General features: G+C 60.7%; 22 protein-coding genes. 12 read left to right on the top strand and 10 right to left on the bottom strand.

Going from position 1 to position 19,356, the window contains the following annotated elements:
* Window positions 1–20: 20 nt before the first annotated feature.
* Window positions 21–1,019 carry an esterase-like activity of phytase family protein gene (locus KQ933_RS17950; RefSeq protein WP_216756116.1) on the top strand — a complete coding sequence of 333 codons (999 nt, stop codon included), beginning with the start codon at window positions 21–23 and terminating at the stop codon, window positions 1,017–1,019.
* Window positions 1,020–1,095: 76 nt separating this feature from the next.
* Window positions 1,096–1,683, top strand: coding sequence for an AAA family ATPase (locus KQ933_RS17945; RefSeq protein ID WP_216758943.1), 588 nt, complete (start codon window positions 1,096–1,098; stop codon window positions 1,681–1,683).
* 256 nt (window positions 1,684–1,939) lie between these two features.
* Here the strand turns inward: KQ933_RS17945 and KQ933_RS17940 are convergent, their stop codons facing one another.
* Both KQ933_RS17940 and rpmB read right to left on the bottom strand, forming a co-directional pair.
* Window positions 1,940–2,575 (bottom strand): VUT family protein, encoded by a 636-nt coding sequence (locus tag KQ933_RS17940; RefSeq protein ID WP_216756115.1) that lies wholly within the window; start codon window positions 2,573–2,575, stop codon window positions 1,940–1,942.
* A 137-nt stretch (window positions 2,576–2,712) separates the two neighbouring features.
* The gene (gene rpmB / locus KQ933_RS17935; protein WP_183734303.1) at window positions 2,713–3,009 is read right to left on the bottom strand and encodes a 50S ribosomal protein L28; all 297 of its coding nucleotides are present in this window, start codon (window positions 3,007–3,009) and stop codon (window positions 2,713–2,715) included.
* A gap of 242 nt (window positions 3,010–3,251) precedes the next feature.
* Between rpmB and KQ933_RS17930 the strand changes: the two genes are divergently transcribed.
* Together KQ933_RS17930 and KQ933_RS17925 are read left to right on the top strand one after the other, a co-directional pair.
* Window positions 3,252–4,034 carry a DUF3108 domain-containing protein gene (locus tag KQ933_RS17930; RefSeq protein ID WP_183734302.1) on the top strand — a complete coding sequence of 261 codons (783 nt, stop codon included), beginning with the start codon at window positions 3,252–3,254 and terminating at the stop codon, window positions 4,032–4,034.
* Between the two features lie 33 nt (window positions 4,035–4,067).
* Window positions 4,068–4,961: a DMT family transporter gene (locus KQ933_RS17925; RefSeq protein ID WP_216756114.1), complete on the top strand. Its 894-nt coding sequence runs from the start codon at window positions 4,068–4,070 to the stop codon at window positions 4,959–4,961.
* Here the strand turns inward: KQ933_RS17925 and KQ933_RS17920 are convergent.
* Complete coding sequence (locus KQ933_RS17920; RefSeq protein ID WP_216756113.1) at window positions 4,958–5,395, bottom strand: cupin domain-containing protein; 438 nt, start codon at window positions 5,393–5,395, stop codon at window positions 4,958–4,960. The genes KQ933_RS17925 and KQ933_RS17920 overlap by 4 nt on opposite strands.
* A 3-nt stretch (window positions 5,396–5,398) precedes the next feature.
* Entirely contained in the window at window positions 5,399–6,169 is a 771-nt protein-coding gene (gene gloB, locus KQ933_RS17915; RefSeq protein ID WP_216756112.1) for a hydroxyacylglutathione hydrolase, read from the bottom strand.
* A gap of 54 nt (window positions 6,170–6,223) precedes the next feature.
* Here gloB and KQ933_RS17910 point away from each other — a divergent pair, with 54 nt between their 5' ends.
* The 4 genes from KQ933_RS17910 (at window position 6,224) to KQ933_RS17895 (ending at window position 9,589) form a co-directional block, all read left to right on the top strand.
* On the top strand, window positions 6,224–7,000 hold the full coding sequence (locus KQ933_RS17910; protein WP_216756111.1) for a class I SAM-dependent methyltransferase: 777 nt from the start codon (window positions 6,224–6,226) through the stop codon (window positions 6,998–7,000).
* Window positions 7,001–7,134: 134 nt separating this feature from the next.
* Complete coding sequence (hisC, locus tag KQ933_RS17905) at window positions 7,135–8,244, top strand: histidinol-phosphate transaminase (protein ID WP_216756110.1); 1,110 nt, start codon at window positions 7,135–7,137, stop codon at window positions 8,242–8,244.
* Entirely contained in the window at window positions 8,223–9,167 is a 945-nt protein-coding gene (locus KQ933_RS17900; RefSeq protein WP_253958332.1) for a prephenate/arogenate dehydrogenase family protein, read from the top strand. The genes hisC and KQ933_RS17900 overlap by 22 nt, the downstream gene beginning before the upstream one ends.
* 2 nt (window positions 9,168–9,169) lie before the next feature.
* Window positions 9,170–9,589, top strand: a complete 420-nt coding sequence (locus KQ933_RS17895; protein ID WP_216756108.1) for a GNAT family N-acetyltransferase — start codon at window positions 9,170–9,172, stop codon at window positions 9,587–9,589.
* Here KQ933_RS17895 and KQ933_RS17890 read toward each other — a convergent pair.
* Window positions 9,586–10,602: a DUF2125 domain-containing protein gene (locus KQ933_RS17890; RefSeq protein WP_216756107.1), complete on the bottom strand. Its 1,017-nt coding sequence runs from the start codon at window positions 10,600–10,602 to the stop codon at window positions 9,586–9,588. The two genes, KQ933_RS17895 and KQ933_RS17890, sit on opposite strands and share 4 nt — an antisense overlap.
* 50 nt (window positions 10,603–10,652) lie before the next feature.
* Here KQ933_RS17890 and KQ933_RS17885 point away from each other — a divergent pair, with 50 nt between their 5' ends.
* A complete protein-coding gene (locus KQ933_RS17885; RefSeq protein WP_216756106.1) occupies window positions 10,653–11,186 on the top strand; it encodes a gamma-glutamylcyclotransferase in 534 nt (177 codons plus the stop codon).
* Here KQ933_RS17885 and KQ933_RS17880 read toward each other — a convergent pair.
* The 4 genes from KQ933_RS17880 to ftsE form a co-directional block, all read right to left on the bottom strand.
* Window positions 11,183–11,980, bottom strand: coding sequence for a 1-acyl-sn-glycerol-3-phosphate acyltransferase (locus KQ933_RS17880; protein WP_216756105.1), 798 nt, complete (start codon window positions 11,978–11,980; stop codon window positions 11,183–11,185). The genes KQ933_RS17885 and KQ933_RS17880 overlap by 4 nt on opposite strands.
* A gap of 89 nt (window positions 11,981–12,069) precedes the next feature.
* Entirely contained in the window at window positions 12,070–12,783 is a 714-nt protein-coding gene (locus KQ933_RS17875; protein WP_216756104.1) for a YdcF family protein, read from the bottom strand.
* Between the two features lie 66 nt (window positions 12,784–12,849).
* A complete protein-coding gene (locus KQ933_RS17870) occupies window positions 12,850–13,869 on the bottom strand; it encodes an ABC transporter permease (RefSeq protein WP_216756103.1) in 1,020 nt (339 codons plus the stop codon).
* On the bottom strand, window positions 13,862–14,521 hold the full coding sequence (gene ftsE / locus KQ933_RS17865) for a cell division ATP-binding protein FtsE (protein ID WP_007825071.1): 660 nt from the start codon (window positions 14,519–14,521) through the stop codon (window positions 13,862–13,864). The genes KQ933_RS17870 and ftsE overlap by 8 nt, the downstream gene beginning before the upstream one ends.
* A gap of 205 nt (window positions 14,522–14,726) precedes the next feature.
* Between ftsE and KQ933_RS17860 the strand changes: the two genes are divergently transcribed.
* From KQ933_RS17860 to KQ933_RS17850, 3 genes are all read left to right on the top strand, one after another.
* Complete coding sequence (locus KQ933_RS17860) at window positions 14,727–15,392, top strand: hypothetical protein (protein WP_216756102.1); 666 nt, start codon at window positions 14,727–14,729, stop codon at window positions 15,390–15,392.
* A 111-nt stretch (window positions 15,393–15,503) separates the two neighbouring features.
* Window positions 15,504–16,046 (top strand): hypoxanthine phosphoribosyltransferase, encoded by a 543-nt coding sequence (hpt, locus tag KQ933_RS17855; protein WP_007825075.1) that lies wholly within the window; start codon window positions 15,504–15,506, stop codon window positions 16,044–16,046.
* A 119-nt stretch (window positions 16,047–16,165) separates the two neighbouring features.
* Window positions 16,166–16,525, top strand: coding sequence for a response regulator (locus tag KQ933_RS17850; RefSeq protein ID WP_216756101.1), 360 nt, complete (start codon window positions 16,166–16,168; stop codon window positions 16,523–16,525).
* Window positions 16,526–16,582: 57 nt separating this feature from the next.
* Here the strand turns inward: KQ933_RS17850 and KQ933_RS17845 are convergent, their stop codons facing one another.
* Complete coding sequence (locus KQ933_RS17845) at window positions 16,583–19,213, bottom strand: TIGR02302 family protein (RefSeq protein ID WP_216756100.1); 2,631 nt, start codon at window positions 19,211–19,213, stop codon at window positions 16,583–16,585.
* Window positions 19,214–19,356 lie beyond the last annotated feature (143 nt).

Below are 19,356 nucleotides of genomic sequence, written 5' to 3'. Positions count from 1 at the left end.
AGTCTCGGGGAAACTTCCGCATGGCGTTTGGAAATCTGTCTCGTGCGGCCCTGGTCGTCCTTGGCCTCGTGACAGGGTTGTCTGGCGCTTGTGGGGGCGAGCCCGCAAAGATCATCAGCCGGCAGATTTCGGATTTCCATATCGGCCGTAACGAAATCCGCTTCGGCCCCTTGGAATTTATCGGCGGGCTGGAGATGGTGTCGAGCAATTCGCTCTTCGGCTCGCTTTCCTCCATCCGCATGCGGCCTGACGGCAAGGGTTTCGTCGGCGTTCTCGATACCGGGCACTGGCTGACCGGCAGCATCGAACGCGACGCCAAGGGCAGGCTGTCGGGCCTTACGGGCGTCGAGATCACGCCGATGCGGGATCGCGTCGGCCGGACCTATGAGGGCAAGGGCCACATGGATGCGGAAGGCCTCGCGTTGGATGGCGACCGGATTCTCGTCTCCTTCGAGCAGGACCATCGCGTCGACGTCTATCCGGACCCCGGTTTTCTCGACTCGCGATCCCTGTCGACGGTCGGGATCCTCATTCCCCGCGACGAGATGCGGGCAAACCGCGGCATTGAAACTGTTGTCGTGGCCCCTGCCTCGAGTCCGCTGAAAGGCGCGCCCGTAATCGTGGCGGAGCGCAGTCTCGACGAAGACGGCAACCGGCTTGCGGCTATTCTGGACGGGCCACTGAAGGGGCAGTTCACGGTCGAGAAGGATGGCAGCTTCGATGTAACTGATGGTGCCTTCCTGCCGGGTGGCGACCTGCTTCTTCTGGAGCGGCGCTTCAACATGGCCGAAGGCATCGGCATGCGCATTCGCCGCATCAAGGGTGCGGACGTCAAGCCGGGCGCCATCGTGAACGGCGAGTTGCTCGTCGAGGGCAATTTCAATTACAATATCGACAATATGGAAGGGTTCGATGCCTTCCAGGCAGCCGATGGCACGACGCATGTCGTTCTAGTGTCGGACGACAATCACTCCATCCTGCAGCGCAATCTGATGCTGGAGTTCCGGCTGGTCGATTGAATGGCCGTCGAACGGCTGTCATAACTCTGCGCTATCCGGTCCGTCCCTTCGCGGATATCACCCTTTAAGAGAGCGTATCATGCACATCCATATCACGGGAGCCTCGGGTTCCGGCACGTCCACGCTCGGCCTGGCGCTGGCTGAAACGCTTGGCATCCGTCATCTCGATACCGACGATTTCTTCTGGATGCCGACCGATCCGCCCTTTACGACGCCGCGCGAGGTTGGGGCGCGTATCGCGATGCTCAGGCAAGAAGCGTTGCCTCATGTCGGCTGGGTGCTTTCCGGCTCGGCAATGAAATGGGGCGCGGAATTCGAGCCGCTTTACGATCTGGTGGTCTTTCTGAGGATCGATCCCACGACGCGTATGAAGCGCATCTGTAAGCGCGAGGAGGAGCGTTACGGCGACAGGATCAGGCCTGGTGGTGACATGGCGGCGAAAAGTCGCGAATTCATGGAATGGGCAGAGAGCTACGATACGGCGGGACCGGAACGTCGAAGTCTCGTCGGGCATGAGGAGTGGCTGAAAACGCTGACAAGGCCGATCTTGCGGCTCGATTCATCACGGCCTGTCGGAGAGCTCGTTGCGGAGGTGCTGAGCCACCCGGCGATCATGGCAGGGCGTCCTTTGTGCGTCCATTCGGACGAACAAAGGACGCCCTAACTCTTTGAAACTACGCATCAGGCTTTCCGAAAATCGATTCCGATTTTCGGGCCGATGCTGTAGTCGTCGTGAGACCTGCGGTTGGCGTTGCCATTGGTTGGGCGGGCTGGCTGCAGCAAGGTCTGCAGCCAGCCCGCCCAACATTCATGGTCTGAGCGTTTTCCTGGGTCGCTCGACCAGAAATGATCTCCATCCAAGGCGAGAAGCAAGGTGGGGAATGCGAAGATTCCGATCCGAGGCCGGATGCGGACGGTGTTTACCGCGCCGGAGCGGATTGCATTGGGCGCAGCACGTTCATGAGCGCGCCATAGGGCAGCAACATCACCAGGCCGACAAGCATCTTTACCGCGAAATCGCCGAGTGCCCAGGAGATCCAGCGCGGAGCTTCCGTCGAGAGAATGCCGAAGATCGGCGCATTTTCCAGCGCGAAGGGCTCGTTCGGGCCGAGGAAGACGAAGAAGGCGGCGAAGGACAGCGAAAAGAACATCACGGTATCCAGCGCCGAGCCGATCAGCGAGCCGACGAGCGGCGCGCGCCACCAAGCCTGACGGCGCAGGTGGTTGAAGACGGCGATATCGAGAAGCTGGCCGGCGAGATAGGCCGAGCCGGAGGCGATCGCGATACGCGGCACCGCGGTGAAGAAAGAAAGCGCGACACCAACGACAAAGCCGGCGAAAACCACCTTGCGCGCAGCCTGCGGGCCGAACTGGCGGTTCGTCAGGTCGGTGATCAGGAAGGCGATCGGATAGGAGAAGGCGCCCCAGGTGAGAATGTCGGCGAGATTGATGCCGGCGACCGTCGCGTTCAGTGGAAACTGAACGAGGAAGTTGGAGGCGACGACGACGAGCGTCATCAGCGCGACATAGATAAGGGTATAGCGGGTCGTCAGCATTTTTTTATCCTGGGTGATGCCACCAGTTCGAGTAAAAATTTCAGGCTGGACCTATGGCCAGCCTGGCAAAGCAAAAGGCTTGTCCGGGTATTATCCGTGCAAGCCTTTCAAAGCTTTAGAAGGACGTTTTCCGAAGCTTAGGCAGCAGCCACTTCAGCAGTCTTCTTGACGATCTGGCGACGCAGCAGACGGGCGCGCATCGAAAGTTCGCCTTCGTTTGCTTTCAAAAGGAAGGCATCTAGGCCGCCACGATGCTCGACGGAACGAAGAGCAGCAGCCGAAACGCGAAGACGGTAACGCTGGCCGAGCGCGTCGGAGATCAGCGTAACCTGACACAGGTTCGGGAGGAACCGGCGCTTGGTCTTGTTGTTGGCATGGCTGACATTGTTACCAGTCAGGACTGCCTTGCCGGTCAATTCGCACATGCGGGACATGGAACACCTATTCTTGTTTTTCTCGGGCCATTGAAGGACAGTCCGGCAACAACCGACTGCGCAATCCAACAGGCCATGATTGGAAAGTTGCGGTTCTATAGTCAGACCGGTCGCGCGCGTCAAGCCAAAACCTTGGCCTTTCCCGCAATTCTGTCAAAAAGCTGCTGTTTTCTTAGCAATGCGGCAGGAGTATAGACCGTAGTGCAAGGGCGCAAGCGGCCCGGCAGGACAAGGCTCTCACCATGGCTCATCTGGGCAGACGGATTTTAGTTTCGGCATTTGCGGCGCTTCTGGCCCTGCCGGCCGGTGCAAGCGAAGTACAGCACCGTACGGAGTACAGGGTAGCCCTTGCCGGCCTGACGATCGCGCGGGCGGCCTTTCTCACCAAGATCGAAGACGATCACAGCTACAAAATCGACGGCGACATCAAATCGGCCGGGCTTGCCGATCTCGTCACCGATATCCTGGCCAAGACCAGCGTTACCGGGATGGTACGCAATGACCGGCTGCAGGCGGCAAAATATGTCCTCTATTACAAGACCGGCAAAAAGGTTCGCACCTACGAGGTCAGCTACCGCAACGGCAATATCGTTTCGGCCACCACTACACCGGAGCCGCGCCGGCCGAAGGAATGGATTCCGGTAACGCAGGGGGATATGCGCGCCGTGCTCGACCCGATCTCGGGCCTCATCTTCACCGGCGATACCGATGTCTGTTCACAGAAGCTGCCGATATTCGACGGTGAGACGCGCATGGACCTTGTGCTTTCGCCGAAGGGCGATGAAGATTTCTCGACCGATGGGTTCAAGGGCAAGGCGACCGTCTGCGGCGTGCGCTTCATTCCGCGCTCCGGCTACAAGAAGGGACGTAAGGATCTCGTCTACCTCAGCAAGAGCAACCGCATGGAAATCTGGTTTGCCAAGGCGCAGGCGGCAAATGTATATGCTCCGGTCTACGTCCGCATTCCCACGGAATACGGGACGGTGACGATCACGGCTGTGAAGTACGGCCGCGTGAACAGCTGACGGAGCTTTCATAAGTCTCCGCGAGGGGGATGGGTGAAGCTTCGAGCGACGTTGATCGGTTTTGCGGCCATTCTCATGTGGTCGTTCCTGGCCCTCTTTACGGCCGCTTCCGGCAAGATGCCGCCGTTCCAGCTTTCGGCCATCTGCTTTGCCATCGGCAGCATTCCCGGCATTCTCATGCTTATCCTCAACCCGTCGCGCATCGCCCTTCTGAGGCAGCCGGCAAAGGTCTGGATCACGGGCATTGCCGGTCTGTTCGGCTATCACTTCCTCTATTTCACGGCGCTCAGGAATGCGCCGGCCGTCGAGGCAGGATTGATTGCCTATCTCTGGCCGCTGCTGATAGTGGTCGGTTCGGCGCTGCTGCCGGGCGAGAGGTTGCGCTGGTATCACATCGTCGGCGCTCTGGCAGGTCTTTGCGGCACCTTCCTAATCGTCGGGCGTAACGGCATCGATTTCAACGGCGCCTATGCCGTCGGCTATGGCGCGGCATTTCTCTGCGCCTTCACATGGTCCGGTTATTCGCTGCTGACGCGGCGTTTCGATGCCGTTTCGACTGATGTCGTCACCGGCTTCTGCCTTGCGACGTCGGCGCTTTCGCTGATCTGCCATTTGGGTCTTGAGACAACCGTCTGGCCGGAGGCGGGCTTTGAATGGATTGCCGTCGTCGGCCTTGGCCTTTTCCCCGTCGGCGCAGCCTTTTATGCATGGGATTACGGGGTCAAGAACGGCGATATTCAGATCCTTGGCGCCGCAAGTTATGCCGCGCCACTGCTTTCAACGCTGATCCTGGCCGTCTTCGGCATTGCCGAGCCCAGTTGGCGTATTGTGCTTGCCTGCCTGCTGATCACCGGCGGCGCGGTGCTGGCAGCGCAAGAAATGTTTCGCCGCAAGCCGCAGATGCAGCCGGTGGCGGAACAAGCTTAAGCGCCGGGTTTCCAGTCAGGCGGCGCCATCTCGAATTTCGAGAATTCGAAGCCGGGCGCCACCGTACAGCCGACCAGCGTATAGTCGCCGAGCGTCTCGGCCGATTGCCACCAGTTGGCGGGGATGATTGCCTGCGGCCGCTCGCCGCCAGCAATATCGGTGCCGAGCTTCAGCGTCTCGCTGTGGCTGCCGTCTTCGGAACGATGCAGCGCCAACGGCGCACCGGCATAATAGTGCCAGGCTTCTGCGGCGTCATGCACGCGGTGCCAGTGCGAGCGCTGGCCCTTCGCCAGCAGATAATAGATTGCCGTCGAATGGCCGCGTTCGCCGCCATTCTTGTCGCGAAAGGTCTGCACATACCAACCGCCTTCGGGATGGGGTTGCATCCCGAGCTCGCGGATGATGATCTCAGGGGTAAGGTCTTTGCCGGCCATGCTCTAGAAATTGTCCTTGCGCTTGCGGATCTCGGCGAAGACCTCTTCATTGGTCTTGCCTTCCATCAGCAGGTTGCGACGGATGGCCGGATCGGCCGCGCGCAGGAAGGGATTGGTTTCTTTTTCGAACGCCAGCGTCGTCGGAATGGTGAATTTGCCTTCGGCGCGCAATGCCTCGATTTCCGCTGCGCGGCTTTTCAGGCGCTCGTTGTCCGGATCGATGGTGACCGCGAAACGGGCGTTGGAGAGCGTATATTCGTGGCCGAAATAGACGGCGGTCTCATCCGGAAGAACGGCAAGCTTCTGCAGCGAATGCCACATGTCGGCGGCGGGGCGTTCGAACAGGCGGCCACAGCCGAGCGCAAAAAGCGTATCGGCAGCAAAGAGCAGCTTGTCGTCGACAAAGTGGTAGCAGATATGGCCCGCCGTGTGGCCGGGCGTTTCGATGACGTTGACCGTGTGGTCGCCGAAGAGGAAGCTGTCCCCATCACCCATCGTCTTGTCCAGGCCGGGGATCGCCACCGCTTCGTTGACCGGCCCGATGATCTCCAGGTCGTATTGTTCCTTCAGCGCCAGATTGCCTTCCACATGGTCGATATGGTGATGGGTCGTGAAGATATGGGTGATGTTCCAGCCGCGGCGCACGGCTGCGGCTTCCACGGCTGCCGCATCAGGCGCGTCGATCGAAGCGGTCTGCCCGGTTTCCGGGTCATGGACGAGAACGCCGAAATTGTCGCTGCGGCAGAGAAAAACTTCTAATTCCAAAGGTTTCATTGCTCAAATAATCCCTTATCCCTTGAACTGACCGGGAATGTAGAGGTTCCGGCCTTGAAGTCCAACCGGTCACTGATAACATTTGGGATAATGCACGCCGATATCGTAGACCTTCGCCAATTCTATCATTCCGAGCTTGGACACATGGCCGAGCAGTCGATTGCCATGGCGCTGTCGTCGCTCTGGGTGCGCCTGCCGCAGGAGAGGCTTGTGGGCATTGGTTATTCCGTACCCTTCCTCGACCGGTTCCAGGCGGATACGGAACGCACGTTTGCTTTCATGCCGGCGGGGCAAGGGGCAGTGAACTGGCCTGTCGGCTCGCTTTCCTCCACCGCATTGATCTTCGACGAGGAATTGCCGCTGCCGGATTCTTCCATCGACCGGGTGCTGATGGTGCATTCACTGGAATTTGCCGAAAGCCCGCGCGAGACGCTGAAGGAACTCTGGCGGGTGCTGGCGCCGGGTGGACGGCTCATCATCGTCGTGCCGAACCGCCGTGGTGTCTGGGCGCGCATGGAGCATACGCCTTTCGGTTCGGGCCGGCCTTATTCGCGCGGTCAGCTGACCCATCTGCTGCGCGAGACCAATTTCACGCCAGGCGCCACAGCCGAGGCGCTGTTCTTCCCGCCATCGAAACTGCGCGCGGTGCTGCGCCTGCGCCGCGGTTTCGAGCGGATCGGCCGCACGCTGTGGCCAGCTTTTTCGGGCGTCATCATCGTCGAGGCGCAGAAGCGGCTCTATCAGGGCCTTCCTGTTGCCGCGCGTGCTTCACGCCGCGTTTTTGTGCCGGTCCTTGCGCCGCATGGCGTGCCGACCACGCGCAGCCGCTAGAGCATTTCCTGGTCAGAATGCTGCAATCTGACCAGGAAACGCTCCAGGCCCTGCAGCCCTCGACAAAATCGCCATTCCGCTTTAATTGCACTCAAGTCTTTCGCCGGCTTTCCGGCAATTTCCAAGGTCGATCCATGAGCGTTGAGATGAGCAAGCCCGTTCCGCGTCCCGGTATTTTGGATATCGCTACCTATGTGCCGGGCAAGGAGCACGCGCCGGGTGTCGTCCGCGTCTACAAGCTCTCCTCCAACGAGACGCCGCTCGGCGCCAGCCCCAAGGCGATTGAAGCATTCAAGGCTTCCGCAGGCAATCTCGAACGTTACCCCGACGGTCAGGCGTACGAGCTGCGCGAGGCGATCGCTTCGGTGCACGGCCTCAATCCGGCAAACATCCTGTGCGGCAACGGTTCCGACGAGCTGCTCGGCCTGCTATGCCATGTCTATCTCGGTCCCGGGGACGAAGGCATCATTACCGAGCATGGCTTTCTCGTCTACAAGATCCAGATCATGGGTGCCGGCGCCACACCTGTCGTGGCCAAGGAAAAGGACCATACGGTCGATGTCGATGCGATCCTTGCTGCGGTGACGGGCAAGACGAAGATCGTCTTCATAGCCAATCCCGGCAATCCGACGGGCACCTATATTCCCGTCAGCGAGATCCGCCGCCTGCAGGCCGGCCTGCCGAAGCATGTCATCCTCGTGCTCGATGCAGCCTATGCGGAATATGTTCGCCGCAATGACTACGAAGCCGGCATCGAAGTCGTCTCGTCGAACGCCAATGTCGTCATGACGCGCACCTTCTCGAAAGTTTATGGCCTTGCGGCGCTGCGTGTCGGCTGGATATATGCGCCGGCCGAGATTATCGATGCGCTGAACCGTGTGCGCGGGCCTTTCAACATGAATGCGCCGGCAATCGCTGCGGGTGCTGTGGCGATCCGCGACCAGTCCTTTGTCCAGGAGGCCGTTTCCTTCAACCAGATGTGGATCGAGAAGCTGACGAGCGCATTCGAGGCGATCGGCCTGGTGGTCACGCCGTCGGTCGCCAACTTCGTTCTCATCCATTTCCCCGACGTCGACGGCAAGCGGGCAACGGATGCCGATGAGTTCCTTACGAGCCGCGGCTACATCCTGCGTGCGGTTCGCGGCTATGGTTTTCCGAACTCGCTGCGCATGAGCATCGGTCCGGAAGAAGCCAATCGCGGCGTCATCGAGGCGCTTGGCGAATTCATGGGACGCAAGGCATGACAGTGCAGTTCAATCGCATCACCCTGATCGGAATCGGCCTGATCGGCTCTTCGCTTGCTCATGACATCAAGCGATTGGGCCTAGCCAATGAGGTGGTCATCGCGACGCGCAGCGCCGAGACGCTGAAGCGTGCCGAAGAACTGGAGCTTGGCGATCGCTATACGACCTCCTCGGAAGAAGCGGTTAAGGATGCCGATCTCGTCATCGTATCGGTGCCGGTCGGCGCTTCCGAAAGTGTGGCGAAAGAGATCGCCGGCAATCTGAAGCCGGGTGCGATCGTCACCGACGTCGGTTCGACCAAGGCTTCCGTGATTGCTCAGATGCAGCCGCACATGCCCAGCCATGTGCATTTCATTGCCGGCCATCCAATTGCGGGTACGGAAAAATCTGGCCCGGATGCGGGCTTCCCCGGCCTCTTCCAGGGGCGTTGGTGCATCCTGACGCCGCTCGAAGGAACCGATCCGACCGCGCTGAAGACGCTGCGCAGTTTCTGGGAAGCGCTCGGCTCCCGAGTCGACGAAATGGACGCCCAGCATCACGACAAGGTGCTCGCGATCGTTTCTCACCTGCCCCATCTCATAGCCTACAATATTGTCGGCACGGCCGACGATCTGGAGACCGTGACGGAATCGGAAGTTATCAAATATTCCGCCTCCGGTTTCCGCGATTTCACGCGTCTGGCCGCCTCCGACCCGACCATGTGGCGCGATGTCTGCCTGCATAATCGTGATGCGATCCTGGAAATGCTGGCGCGTTTTTCGGAAGATCTCGCCTATCTGCAGCGGGCGATCCGCTGGGGCGAGGGCGACAAGATTTTCGAACTCTTCACCCGCACCCGTGCCATCCGCCGTTCGATCGTCCAGGCCGGCCAGGACGTGGATGCGCCGGACTTTGGCCGCCCGCACCCGCTGGAGAAGAAATAGTCATGGTGGAGATTGCGAAGCCTGGCCAGACGGACAAGGAATGGCTGCTTCGCGAAGACAGCCATGTCGGCGAGGCCTGGATTTCGCGTTGCATCGATCTCGGCGAATATCTGATCGCCCGCGAGCAAGGTGAGATTGTCGGCTTCCTGCGCTTCTCCCGCTTCTGGGGCAGGATCCCCTATATGGAAATGATCCGGGTGGTGGCTCGTCATCGCCGGTCCGGTGTCGGCACGGCGCTGTTTCTCGCCTGGGAAAAGGATATGCGCGAGAGCGGTGCACGTCTTTTGATGACCTCGAGCGAGTGCGATGAAAGCCGTCCGCAGGACTGGCATCGCCGCAACGGTTTTTCTGAAACCGGATCGATCGAACTGCCCGGCATCCAGACGGTGCCGGAAGTCTTCTTTCTCAAGAAGCTCGACTAAACCGGCGGGATCTTGCCGAGCGGAATGAAGCCGCTCACAGTTGCATTGCCGTGATCGACGACCAGATCGACGGAAACTTTGTCGCCACCACCGGCAAGCGCCTTCAGGAGCTTCGTCGCCGTATCGACGGTCGAGGCCATGTCGGGGAAGGTTTGCTTGATGCTTTCACCCCAGGGGCCGAGCTGTTCAATCTCCAGCTTGAACTTGCCGGAAAGGAAGCCGTTTTCGTCGAAGGCGAAGGGGCCGGAGATGGTCATCACCTTGCCGTCGCCGAGATCGGCGACGATACGGCGAAGCTCGCCCTGAGAACCGTGAATACCTTGTTTGTCGGTGCCATCGATCATCCCGGCCTTGCCCGTCAGCGTGAGATCGGCGCTCGCGGAGAATTTCGGGAAGACCTGCGGCCAGTCCTTGACCACAGCATTGGCGTTTTCGACCGAGATCGCGCCGTCGAGATCCGCTCCGTTCTGCCGCAGGTGGATCTCGGTGCGGGCGGCATCGAAATTGACGGTCTGCCCGGTGAAGGAGGAAATGGCCACGGCCTTCAGCCCGTCAATGACGGTCGAGGTGCGGTCGATGCCCTGCGCCTTGGTGGCGAGGCTCGATTGCAGATTGTCCCATTGGGCATTGACCGTCAGGCCCTGCGCGGTGCGGATTTCAGCCGGTGCGTCAAGTTCCCAGACGATGTGGCCGGGGGCGTAGACCTGGGCGGCGGAGCGGAGCGCACCGAAGGTGGCGGAGATGCCGTTGACAGTGTCATCGACATCCACCTTCGAGCAGAAGAGCCCGATGCGGAAGGGGAAACCGCGGAATTCGATATCGGAGCATTCGCCGCTGACGCCGGTATCGGCGCGGGGAGCGATGGCGGTCAGCACTGTCTTTTTCAGCGCGGAAGCTGCGTAGAACCAGCCGCCCGTATAGAGAGCGATCACCAGAAGAATGGCGCCGCCCAGTAACCAGAATTTCCTGCCGCTGCTATAGTGGCCGCTGCCGGATTGGCTTGACGCTGCCATGATGTTCTCCAATGGTGAGAGCGAAATCTGATTTTGATCTGGCGTGCGATATGGACGAATTTTGGGTATTTGGCTACGGCTCGTTGATGTGGAATCCGGGCTTCGAATTCGTCGAGCGGTCGCAGGCCCTGATTCATGGCTACCGGCGCTCGCTCTGCGTCCGTTCCTTCGTTCATCGCGGCAATCGTGAAAATCCCGGTCTCGTCCTCGGCCTCGACAGGGGCGGCGCCTGTCGAGGCATGGCTTTCCGTGTCGCACCGGACAAGTGGGACGAGGTCATTGACTATCTGCGAGCCCGCGAACTCGTCACCAATGTCTATCTGGAACGGCATCTGCCGCTGCAGCTTTCGGATGGTCGCAGCGCACGGGCGGTCGCCTATGTGGTCGATCGCGCCCACGAGCAATATGCCGGTGCACTGGATGCGCTTGCTGCCGCGCGGGTCGTCGATGTCTCGGTCGGCCAGTCCGGCCCGAACGATGTCTATGTCTTCAATACGCTTTCCCATCTGAAGGAGATGGGTATTCGCGACCGGTGGCTGGAGCAAGTGGTCGAGGAAATCACACGACTACGCGCGACAGCTTAGGCAGTCGCGGCTTCCTCTTTGCGCAGTTCAGCCAGCCGCTTCACGGCGGTCGGCGGCAGTGGAACATGCGGATTGCGCTCCACCGTGTCGATCAGAAGCTGATCGCTGGCGCTTTCCGTTACGTCGATCAGATGGGCAAAGAAGGCGTCGGGGTCCATGCCGGGCATGATGGGTGGTAGAATCCGCACTTTGAAATGACCGGGATAACGCATGGCACTGCGGCGCGGCCAGAACAGGCCTGGATGCATGACGATGGGCACGACCGGGATCTGCAGGTCGCGATACATGCGGGCGATGCCGTATTTGTAGACTGGCTCAGCGCCCGGTGGGCGGCGTGTGCCCTCGGGATAGATGATGAGCTGGCGGCCGGTGGCGAGCTCCAGCTTGGTGCGCTTCAGCACCTCCACCATCACCTTGCCGCGCGCACCGCGGTCCACCGGGATCATGCGCTGCCTCTTGGCGTACCAGCCGAAAAGCGGGATCCACATCAGTTCGCGCTTGAGAATATAGACCGGGTCCTCGAGGTTGGGCAGCAGGGCATAAGTGTCCCAAAAGGACTGATGCTTCGGGGAAATGATGTAGCTGCCGTCAGGCAGGTTCTCCAAACCCTCGATCTCGAAGGTAGTGCCGACGATCACCCGCATCAGCCAGTGGTTCGAGCGCGCCCAGTTTTTGGGAACGCTGTAGGCGAGCTTGCGCGGCGCGATGAAGTAGAAGGGGGAGAGCACGATCATCCTGATGATGAGGTTGGCGTAGAAGATCGTGTTGAACAGAACGGAACGCAGGGCGATCATGAAATTTTCCCGAGGCACGGTCACGCCGACCGGCCTACACGATATTGTCCGTCATAAAAAGCGTCTGATTGCCGGAGCGTATAAAAGCCTCAGCTCTGGCCGGTCAAGTTGGCGGAACGCAGGCCGGTATGGCGCAGGCCGACGATGTTGCGCGTGCCGGCCAGCAGTAGTTTGGCGTATTCGGCCAGCATGACGCGCAAGGCGTTCGGATCGGTGAACCAATCGCGCGTCTTCAGATCGGAATTGACGACAGGATAGGGGATGAATTGGATGTCGGGATCGACATAGGAGAGCTCGGCGAGGCTGCGCGGCATGTGGTAGTTATTGGTGACGACCAAAATGCTCCTGTAGCCCATGGCGTGAATCCAGTTCGATGCCTCCTCGGCATTGCCGATCGTATCGAGCGCGTCGTAACCGATATCGACGCAGCAGGAGAAGAGATCAGCAGAGCCTTGAGTCATCCTGCGGATCTGCGTTGGCGTGGTGGAAGGATGCGCGCCCGATATCAGCAGCCGCTTGCCGGCGCCCTTCTGCAGGAGTTCGACGGCCTGATCGATGCGCTGGTAGCCGCCGGTCAGCACGATGATCGCGTCCGCCCGCGGCTCGGCAGGTGGCTTCAGGGTCGTCACCGAATCTGCAAAGCGCAAAAAGCCGCCGAAGATCAGCGCAGCAATCAACACGCAGGAAAAGCCCATCCAGCGCAAGATACGGCGGATTGGGCCACGCCGTGGCGGGACACTTGCGGGGCCTTCAAGCTCCGGGTCCGGGCGAATCGGATTGCGTGTCGTATGGCCCATCGTCATGAGTCGTGATTATACGCTGATTGCGGCGCGGAACAGACGCTTTCGTGGCAAAACGGCATGGCGACACTAATTCGCTATACCGTCCGCGCGCGTCGGGTCGGAGCGCAATGTATCGATTTCATAGATCGTGCGCATGACGGTGAGCCGTGCGGTCACGGTTGTCAGCAGTGCGATCACGATCATCGTCGCGAAGATGCCGAGATAGCCGAGCGCCCCGACCGAAAAGGTACCGAAAAGGGCCGTTGCCTGATCTGTCTCGGGTGTGGCGATCGTCCTGCTCTGCAGGACGCCGGCGCCTGCGAAAAAGAGGGCGGCCAGGGCGCTGCCGATCGCCGAGCCCTTGAGGCTGATCTTCAGAAAATGTTTCTGGAATTCCGTCGCGACGAACGAGCTCTCGGCGCCGACGAAATGCAGCACTTCGACGATGTGACGGTTGCCCGAGAGTACGCCGCGCGTGGCGAAGACCACAGTCAGTACCATGGCGGTGAAAACCAGCAGCAGGACGCCGGTACCGATCATGACCGTGGTGCGGGCCATCGCAACCAACCTGTCGACCCAGGTGCGGTGGTCGTCGAGAAAAGCCTGCGGAATGCTCTCGTTCAGCAGGTCGCGCATTGCCGCGAAATCCGGCGGATGGCTCTCGTCGATGGTGATGATGACGAGGCGCGGTACGGGTAGTTCCTTGATATCCAGCCCGCTGCCGAGCCAGGGCTCGAGAAGGCGTGCGGTGGCGGCCTCGTCAACGATCTGGCCGCTCTTGGTGCCGACGAAGGTCAGCGCGATATCGCGGGCCTGAACAAGAGCCTTTTCCATGTCCAGGTTGTCGTCAGGTTTGATCTGGATGGTGATCTCCCTGGAGATCTGGCTTTCCCAGCTTGCCGCGGTCGAGCGGACCATGCTGACGCCGCCGAGCGTCAGGCAGGCGAGGAAGGCCATGATGGCGATCACCACCGTCAGCGCATTGCCCTGAATGTTTGACGGAGGCAGGATCGGTGCTGTCGGGCGCACGCGCATCTCCGGCCGCTTGGGCTGGACGGGGGCAGCGGCGGGCGTCTTTGCGCGGGTCCTGGTGGGCGTCTTAGTCATAAATGTCGAGATGCCCTTCCGAAAGGATCATGCGGCGGGCTTCCACCTGGTCCATCAGCGAGAGATCGTGGGTGGCGATAACCACAGCGGTACCCAGGCGGTTGAGTTCCATGAAGAGGTTCAGCAGGCGCTTGGCCATCGGCGGATCGACATTGCCGGTTGGCTCGTCGGCAAGCAGCACTTCCGGCCGGTCCATTAATGCGCGGGCGATTGCAGCGCGCTGCTTCTCGCCGCCTGAGAGTACGGGCGGCAGTACATTGATGCGTTCGCCGAGCCCGACCCATTTCAAAAGTTCCAGCACGTCGGTCTTGTAGGTGCTTTCATCCTTGCCGCGCACGCGTAGCGGCAGGGCGACGTTCTCATAGGTCGTCAGATGGTCGAGAAGACGAAAATCCTGAAAGACGATGCCGACACGGCGGCGCAGCAGCGGCAGCTCCGGGCGGGGAATCTCGGATATGTCGCGCCCGAACATGCGGATCAGGCCGCGGGTCGGCTGCAGCGACATGAAGAGCAGGCGCAGCAGCGTGGTCTTGCCGGCACCGGACGGGCCGGTCAGAAACTGGAAGGACTTTTTCGGGATGTCGAAGGTCAGGTCCCGGAGGATTTCCGGTCCCATACCATATCGCAAACCGACATTCTCGAAGTGGATCAACGGGCAGCTCAGTCTTTCGTGGTTTCACCGCATGACTTGTTAACCAACACCGTTAACAGCGGGTAAATTTTGCCGGAAAGACGCCCGTTTGATGGCGATCTTTGCGAAGCATTAACCATTGAAATTTACGACTGGGCTGGATTCGTTTCAATGCCAAGATTGTCTTGGGCAGTGAAACCATGTGGACATCCGAGAGGTCGCCACCATGGAAGCATCCTCCTTCACAGGACAGGCCGCCGGCCGAGCCTATGATTTTCTGCCGCCGGAACCGGCTATCCGGCGGCCCCGCCGCATGCCGCGCAGGGATGACGTTGCCGATGCCGAATTCGTTGTCGTCGGTAAGGCACAGCCGCAAGGCGCGTCTGCCGGTGCCCGCGATACGACCCGTAACGACAATCGCCGTCGCAGCGCTCCGCTCAACACCGAACCGCCAGTCCTGCTTGCTACTGCCGCCGCGATCCTGCGTGGGATGGAGATCTGGCTGCAGCGCGCGTCGGCGCGCGGTTTTGCGGCGCTGGTGATTGCACTCTTCGTTCTGGTATTCGGTCTTGCCGGCGGGTTCTCCGGCCTTTCGCGGGACGAGGCTTCCGCCGCCACCGCTCTTCATTTCTCGCATGTCACGATCACGCCGCGCGATGCCAATGGTATGCGCATCCTGCTCATCAACGGCATCATCGAGAATGACAGCGGCGTCACGCAATCGGTGCAGCCGATCCGCGCCGATCTCGTCGCCGACGAGCGGCTGACGGCGAGTATCGTCATTACGCCGCCGACGGATGCCATCTATGCCGGCCAAAGCCGCGGCTTTTCCGCTCGCGTGCAGCATGCCGGGGGCAAGGTGCCTGAGGTCCGGCTTTCCTTCATGCCTTGAGCGCCGAGAGGCGTTTTTGGGTTGGCAGGCGGGAAAACATGTCCTTCCGGGGTGTTTCGCCGGAATTAATGTGCTAACGGCTTACCCTTCTTTTTTGTGGAGCAAGCCTTTATGCCTGTCGTGCGCGGAAAAAACATCGAGCCGCTCTTCACCGCCGAGCAGATCGCCGAGCGCAATCATTCCATGGCGCAGGATATCGCCGCCGGCCCGACGAAGGACCTCCTGGTCATCGCTGTGCTCAAGGGCTCGTTCATCTTCGCGGCCGATCTGCTGCGTGCCCTGCACGATACGGGCCTTGCTCCCGAGGTCGAATTCATCACGCTCTCAAGCTACGGCGCGGGTACGGTTTCGCAGGGCGTGCGTATCGTCAAGGACATCGACAGCGACGTTAAGGACCGCGACGTCCTGCTCATCGACGACATCCTCGAATCCGGCCGCACGCTGCGGTTTGCCAAGGAACTGCTCTACGAGCGCGGGGCACGCAACGTCACCATCGCCGTACTGCTCGACAAGCGGGTCAAGCGCAAGGAGGAGTTGGAGGCAGATTATGTGGGCTTCGAGTGCCCAGACTATTTCGTCGTCGGCTACGGCATGGATGTCGCCTACGCCTTCCGCGAACTGCCCTTCGTCGGCGTGGTTACCGGTGACGCTTAAGGCGTCCTGCTTCAAGACGGGTTGTTAACCATTCCGCAGATCGGCCTGGCGTGTTTACCGATCGCTAGGGAACCGCATGCGATCTCCGTTGCGGGGCATGACGACGGAGCAATGCACAGATGGCAAAAATTCTGATCACGGAAGACGAGGATTCCCTTCGTACTTTCGTAGCCCGGGCACTACGCCTTGACGGTCATGAGACCGATGAAGCCGCCGATGGCGCGGAAGGGCTGGAAAAGCTGAGGGGCGGCAGCTACGACTTGCTGCTCTCCGACATCCGTATGCCGGTCATGGACGGCATCGAACTTGCGCATCAGGCGAAGGACGCCTTTCCGGCATTGAAAATCCTGCTGATGACCGGCTATGCCGAACAGCGTGAACGGGCCGACGACCTCGCCGAAAAGATCATCGATGTCGTGCCGAAACCCTTCGCCCTGCCGGACATCCGCAAGGCCGTGGCGCGGGCGCTTGTGGCCTGACATTTTGTGACGCGGGCGTGCCTTAGGGCACGCCAATAGCCACGCATTTTCCCAACATCACTGAATATCCAGCAGCCGCTCGAGATACTGTCGCTCGATCGCCTGGGTTGGATTGTTGCCGAGTTTTTCGCGGATAGCGTCCAGAATCTCACGGGCGCGCTGAACATCGATCTCATCGGGTATCTTCACATCATTGTTCATATCCGGCCCAAGATCGGTTTGACGTGGGCGGCCAAGCGGATCGCGGCCGTTCTGGTTGCCCTGGCCGAGCTGACCGTTCGGACCCTGCTGTCCTTGCTGGCCCTGTTGTGCCTGCATCATCTGGCTCATCATGTCACGAGCGCCCTTGCGCAAGGCTTCGAGAGCCCGGCCCTGCCCTTCCAGGGCGCTGCTGCCATTGCCCTGGCCGAGGTCGCGGCCGGCACCTTCCATCTCGCGCTGTGCCTGACCGAAACCTTCGCCCGGCTTCATGCCCATATCGCCAAGGCTCTTCTGCAGTTCCTGCAACCGTTTACCGAGCGCATCCTGCTGTGCGCGGAGCTGCTTTAACGCTTCGCGCAGTTGCTCCGCCGTCATCTGGTCCCCGGGCTGCTGTTCCTGTTGGCCCTGTTGGCCCTGCTGCTGCTGGTCTTCCTCGCCCGGTATCATGTCGTCCATGTTGGGATCGCCACGCTGCATGCGGTCGCGGAGCTGCTGGTCGAGGCGAAAAGTTTGCTCCATCAGCTTCTGCTGGTCGCGCAGGATCTGGCCGAGTTTGTCCATCTGCTGCGTCAGCTGGCTGTTTTCTTGCTGCTGGCCGCGCTGCGGGCGGGCCGTCTGCAGGTTGTTCATCAGTCGCTGCAGGTCGGAGAGCATCTGCTGGGCAGCATCTCGATTGCCTGACCGGGCCAGGTTTTCGATCTGGTCCATCATGCGCTGCAGATCCTGCTGGCGCAGGAAATTCTGGGCATTCTGGTTGGGCTGCATCGGCATGTTCTGCAGACGCTCGGCGAGCTCATTCATATAGTCCTGCATCGCCTTGCGGAGCTCGTCCATCAGCTTCTTGATCTCCGCGTCAGGCGCATTGCGGTTCAGTGCATCGGCGAGGTTCTGCTGGGCGTCGCGCAGCCGCCGTTCGGCAAGCGAAAGGTCACCTTCCTCGATGCCCAGCGCGATGTCCCAGAGATACTGGGCCGTATCCTTGAGCTGCTCGTCACCCTTGGCGAGCTTCATGCGCGCAAGTGCTGATTCGATCAGCAGATAGTGGGTCGTGTTCGGGATTGTCTCCTCGGGCCGGATCGTCAGAGCTTCGTTCAACGCGATCGCTTCCGGCATCTTGCGGGTGTCGAGGGCAAAGGTCTGGCGTTCTTCGGCAACGGCGGCAGCGAGCGGCTCGCTGAAGGGCCGCGAGGGCATGACCATCTCATAGGGCGGGCTGCGACCCGTCTGCCCGGCGGCATCCTTGGCGACGAGGGTGATACGCACGCGTTTGCCGGCGAGCGGATGTTCGGTCAGGTTCTTGCTTGTCAGGCCTTTGCCGTCCCGCGCATTGCGGCGGGGAATGTCCAGCCGGAATTCCGGCAGCGGATAGAGTAGCGTTGCGGCCGGATCGGATTCGACCGGCACGATCTCGGCACGGGCTTCCTGCACGCCGTAATCGTCCTTCACCGTGAAGCCGATTTCCAGCGCACCGTTGACGGCGCGGCGTGGCATGCCGTCAAAGGCGATTTCCGGCGCCTTGTCGGGCAGCACGTCGAAACTCCAGGTGCGGCCGTTCGCCTGCAGCGCGCCATTCTCCTCAAGCTTCATAATATGCGTCTGCGCCATCTGCTGGGGTGCTGTGGCTGCACCTGAAGCCTGTTCTGCATTGACGCGCCCAGTCGGCTGCTGTGGCCGGGTGTCTTCCTGAACGGCGATTTCCTGGCTTTCGCCGTTGGCCTTCCTAAAGATGACCTTCTCGGTCGACTGGCCGCCGCTGACACGCACCGTCAGGTTGGAAAACTGCGGAATGCCGATCGGCGCCTGCTCGCTGCCATCTGCTGTCAGATAGATCGGCGGTCGGCCGGTATAGGCGGGCGGGGTCACCCACGCGTCGATACGCACGGCCGGGTTGCTCGTTACCTGCGCGGGCGCAGGCTGAAATGCGTCGGCTACGGAGCCGCCGTTGATCGACAGCGAGTAGCCGAAGGCCGTGACGACGAGTAACGCCGGAATGGCCCGCAGCGCAAAGCGGTCGTACCGGGCGATATCGGGCCGCGGCAGGCCGGCGTCCAGCGTTGCGATCTTCCGCGCCATGCGTGTCTGGTGTTCGCGCCACAACGCGCGTGAGAAGGGTGTATCGAAAGCCGGCTCATCCTCCTGCACCATGACGGGCTGATGCGGCAGGCCGTTGCGCTCTTCCAGCATGCGGTCGGCCTCGCTCACCCGTGGCCAGCGAAGAAAACGCAACGGCAGCAGCGAAGCGAGGAAACCAGCAGCAGAAGCAGTCAGGAGAAGGATGCGCAGCCAGTCCGGCACAATGCGGAAAAAGCCGAACCAGGAGACGGAGAGATAGACCGCGATGACGCAGACAGCCGGCATCAGCAGCGGAAGGACCTGCTCGGCGAAAAGCACGATCCTGGCCAGGAAACGTTTTGCCGCCACCAGCCGCGCCAGAGAGGGTTGAAGCGCGAATGCGCCTTTCTTCTTCTGCCTTGCGGGGCTTGTCATCAATCCGGTCTCCGCGATCTGGCGTTCAGGAAACAGAGGGCGCTTCCGGCGATTGCTGGGCAATACGCTCGCGAAGGAAGAGGATAACACTCTTTATGGCGAAGGCGAGGGCGATGGCCTGTGAATGCCGGTTTTTCGTATGC

Source organism: Rhizobium sp. WYJ-E13, from assembly GCF_018987265.1.
Lineage (GTDB): Bacteria > Pseudomonadota > Alphaproteobacteria > Rhizobiales > Rhizobiaceae > Rhizobium.
The sequence above is the reverse complement of the archived record's forward strand: the minus strand, read 5'-3'. Positions and strand labels throughout refer to the sequence as shown.

Coding starts and splice junctions, on each gene's coding strand:
- KQ933_RS17870 (WP_216756103.1), bottom strand. CDS start 13,869: ATGACTAAGACGCCCACCAGGACCCGCGCAAAGACGCCCGCCGCTGCC.
- KQ933_RS17940 (WP_216756115.1), bottom strand. CDS start 2,575: ATGCTGACGACCCGCTATACCCTTATCTATGTCGCGCTGATGACGCTC.
- KQ933_RS17845 (WP_216756100.1), bottom strand. CDS start 19,213: ATGACAAGCCCCGCAAGGCAGAAGAAGAAAGGCGCATTCGCGCTTCAA.
- KQ933_RS17850 (WP_216756101.1), top strand. CDS start 16,166: ATGGCAAAAATTCTGATCACGGAAGACGAGGATTCCCTTCGTACTTTC.
- KQ933_RS17860 (WP_216756102.1), top strand. CDS start 14,727: ATGGAAGCATCCTCCTTCACAGGACAGGCCGCCGGCCGAGCCTATGAT.
- KQ933_RS17920 (WP_216756113.1), bottom strand. CDS start 5,395: ATGGCCGGCAAAGACCTTACCCCTGAGATCATCATCCGCGAGCTCGGG.
- hisC (WP_216756110.1), top strand. CDS start 7,135: ATGAGCGTTGAGATGAGCAAGCCCGTTCCGCGTCCCGGTATTTTGGAT.
- KQ933_RS17895 (WP_216756108.1), top strand. CDS start 9,170: ATGGTGGAGATTGCGAAGCCTGGCCAGACGGACAAGGAATGGCTGCTT.
- KQ933_RS17950 (WP_216756116.1), top strand. CDS start 21: ATGGCGTTTGGAAATCTGTCTCGTGCGGCCCTGGTCGTCCTTGGCCTC.
- KQ933_RS17880 (WP_216756105.1), bottom strand. CDS start 11,980: ATGATCGCCCTGCGTTCCGTTCTGTTCAACACGATCTTCTACGCCAAC.
- KQ933_RS17930 (WP_183734302.1), top strand. CDS start 3,252: ATGGCTCATCTGGGCAGACGGATTTTAGTTTCGGCATTTGCGGCGCTT.
- KQ933_RS17885 (WP_216756106.1), top strand. CDS start 10,653: ATGGACGAATTTTGGGTATTTGGCTACGGCTCGTTGATGTGGAATCCG.
- KQ933_RS17875 (WP_216756104.1), bottom strand. CDS start 12,783: ATGACGATGGGCCATACGACACGCAATCCGATTCGCCCGGACCCGGAG.
- KQ933_RS17890 (WP_216756107.1), bottom strand. CDS start 10,602: ATGGCAGCGTCAAGCCAATCCGGCAGCGGCCACTATAGCAGCGGCAGG.
- hpt (WP_007825075.1), top strand. CDS start 15,504: ATGCCTGTCGTGCGCGGAAAAAACATCGAGCCGCTCTTCACCGCCGAG.
- gloB (WP_216756112.1), bottom strand. CDS start 6,169: ATGAAACCTTTGGAATTAGAAGTTTTTCTCTGCCGCAGCGACAATTTC.
- rpmB (WP_183734303.1), bottom strand. CDS start 3,009: ATGTCCCGCATGTGCGAATTGACCGGCAAGGCAGTCCTGACTGGTAAC.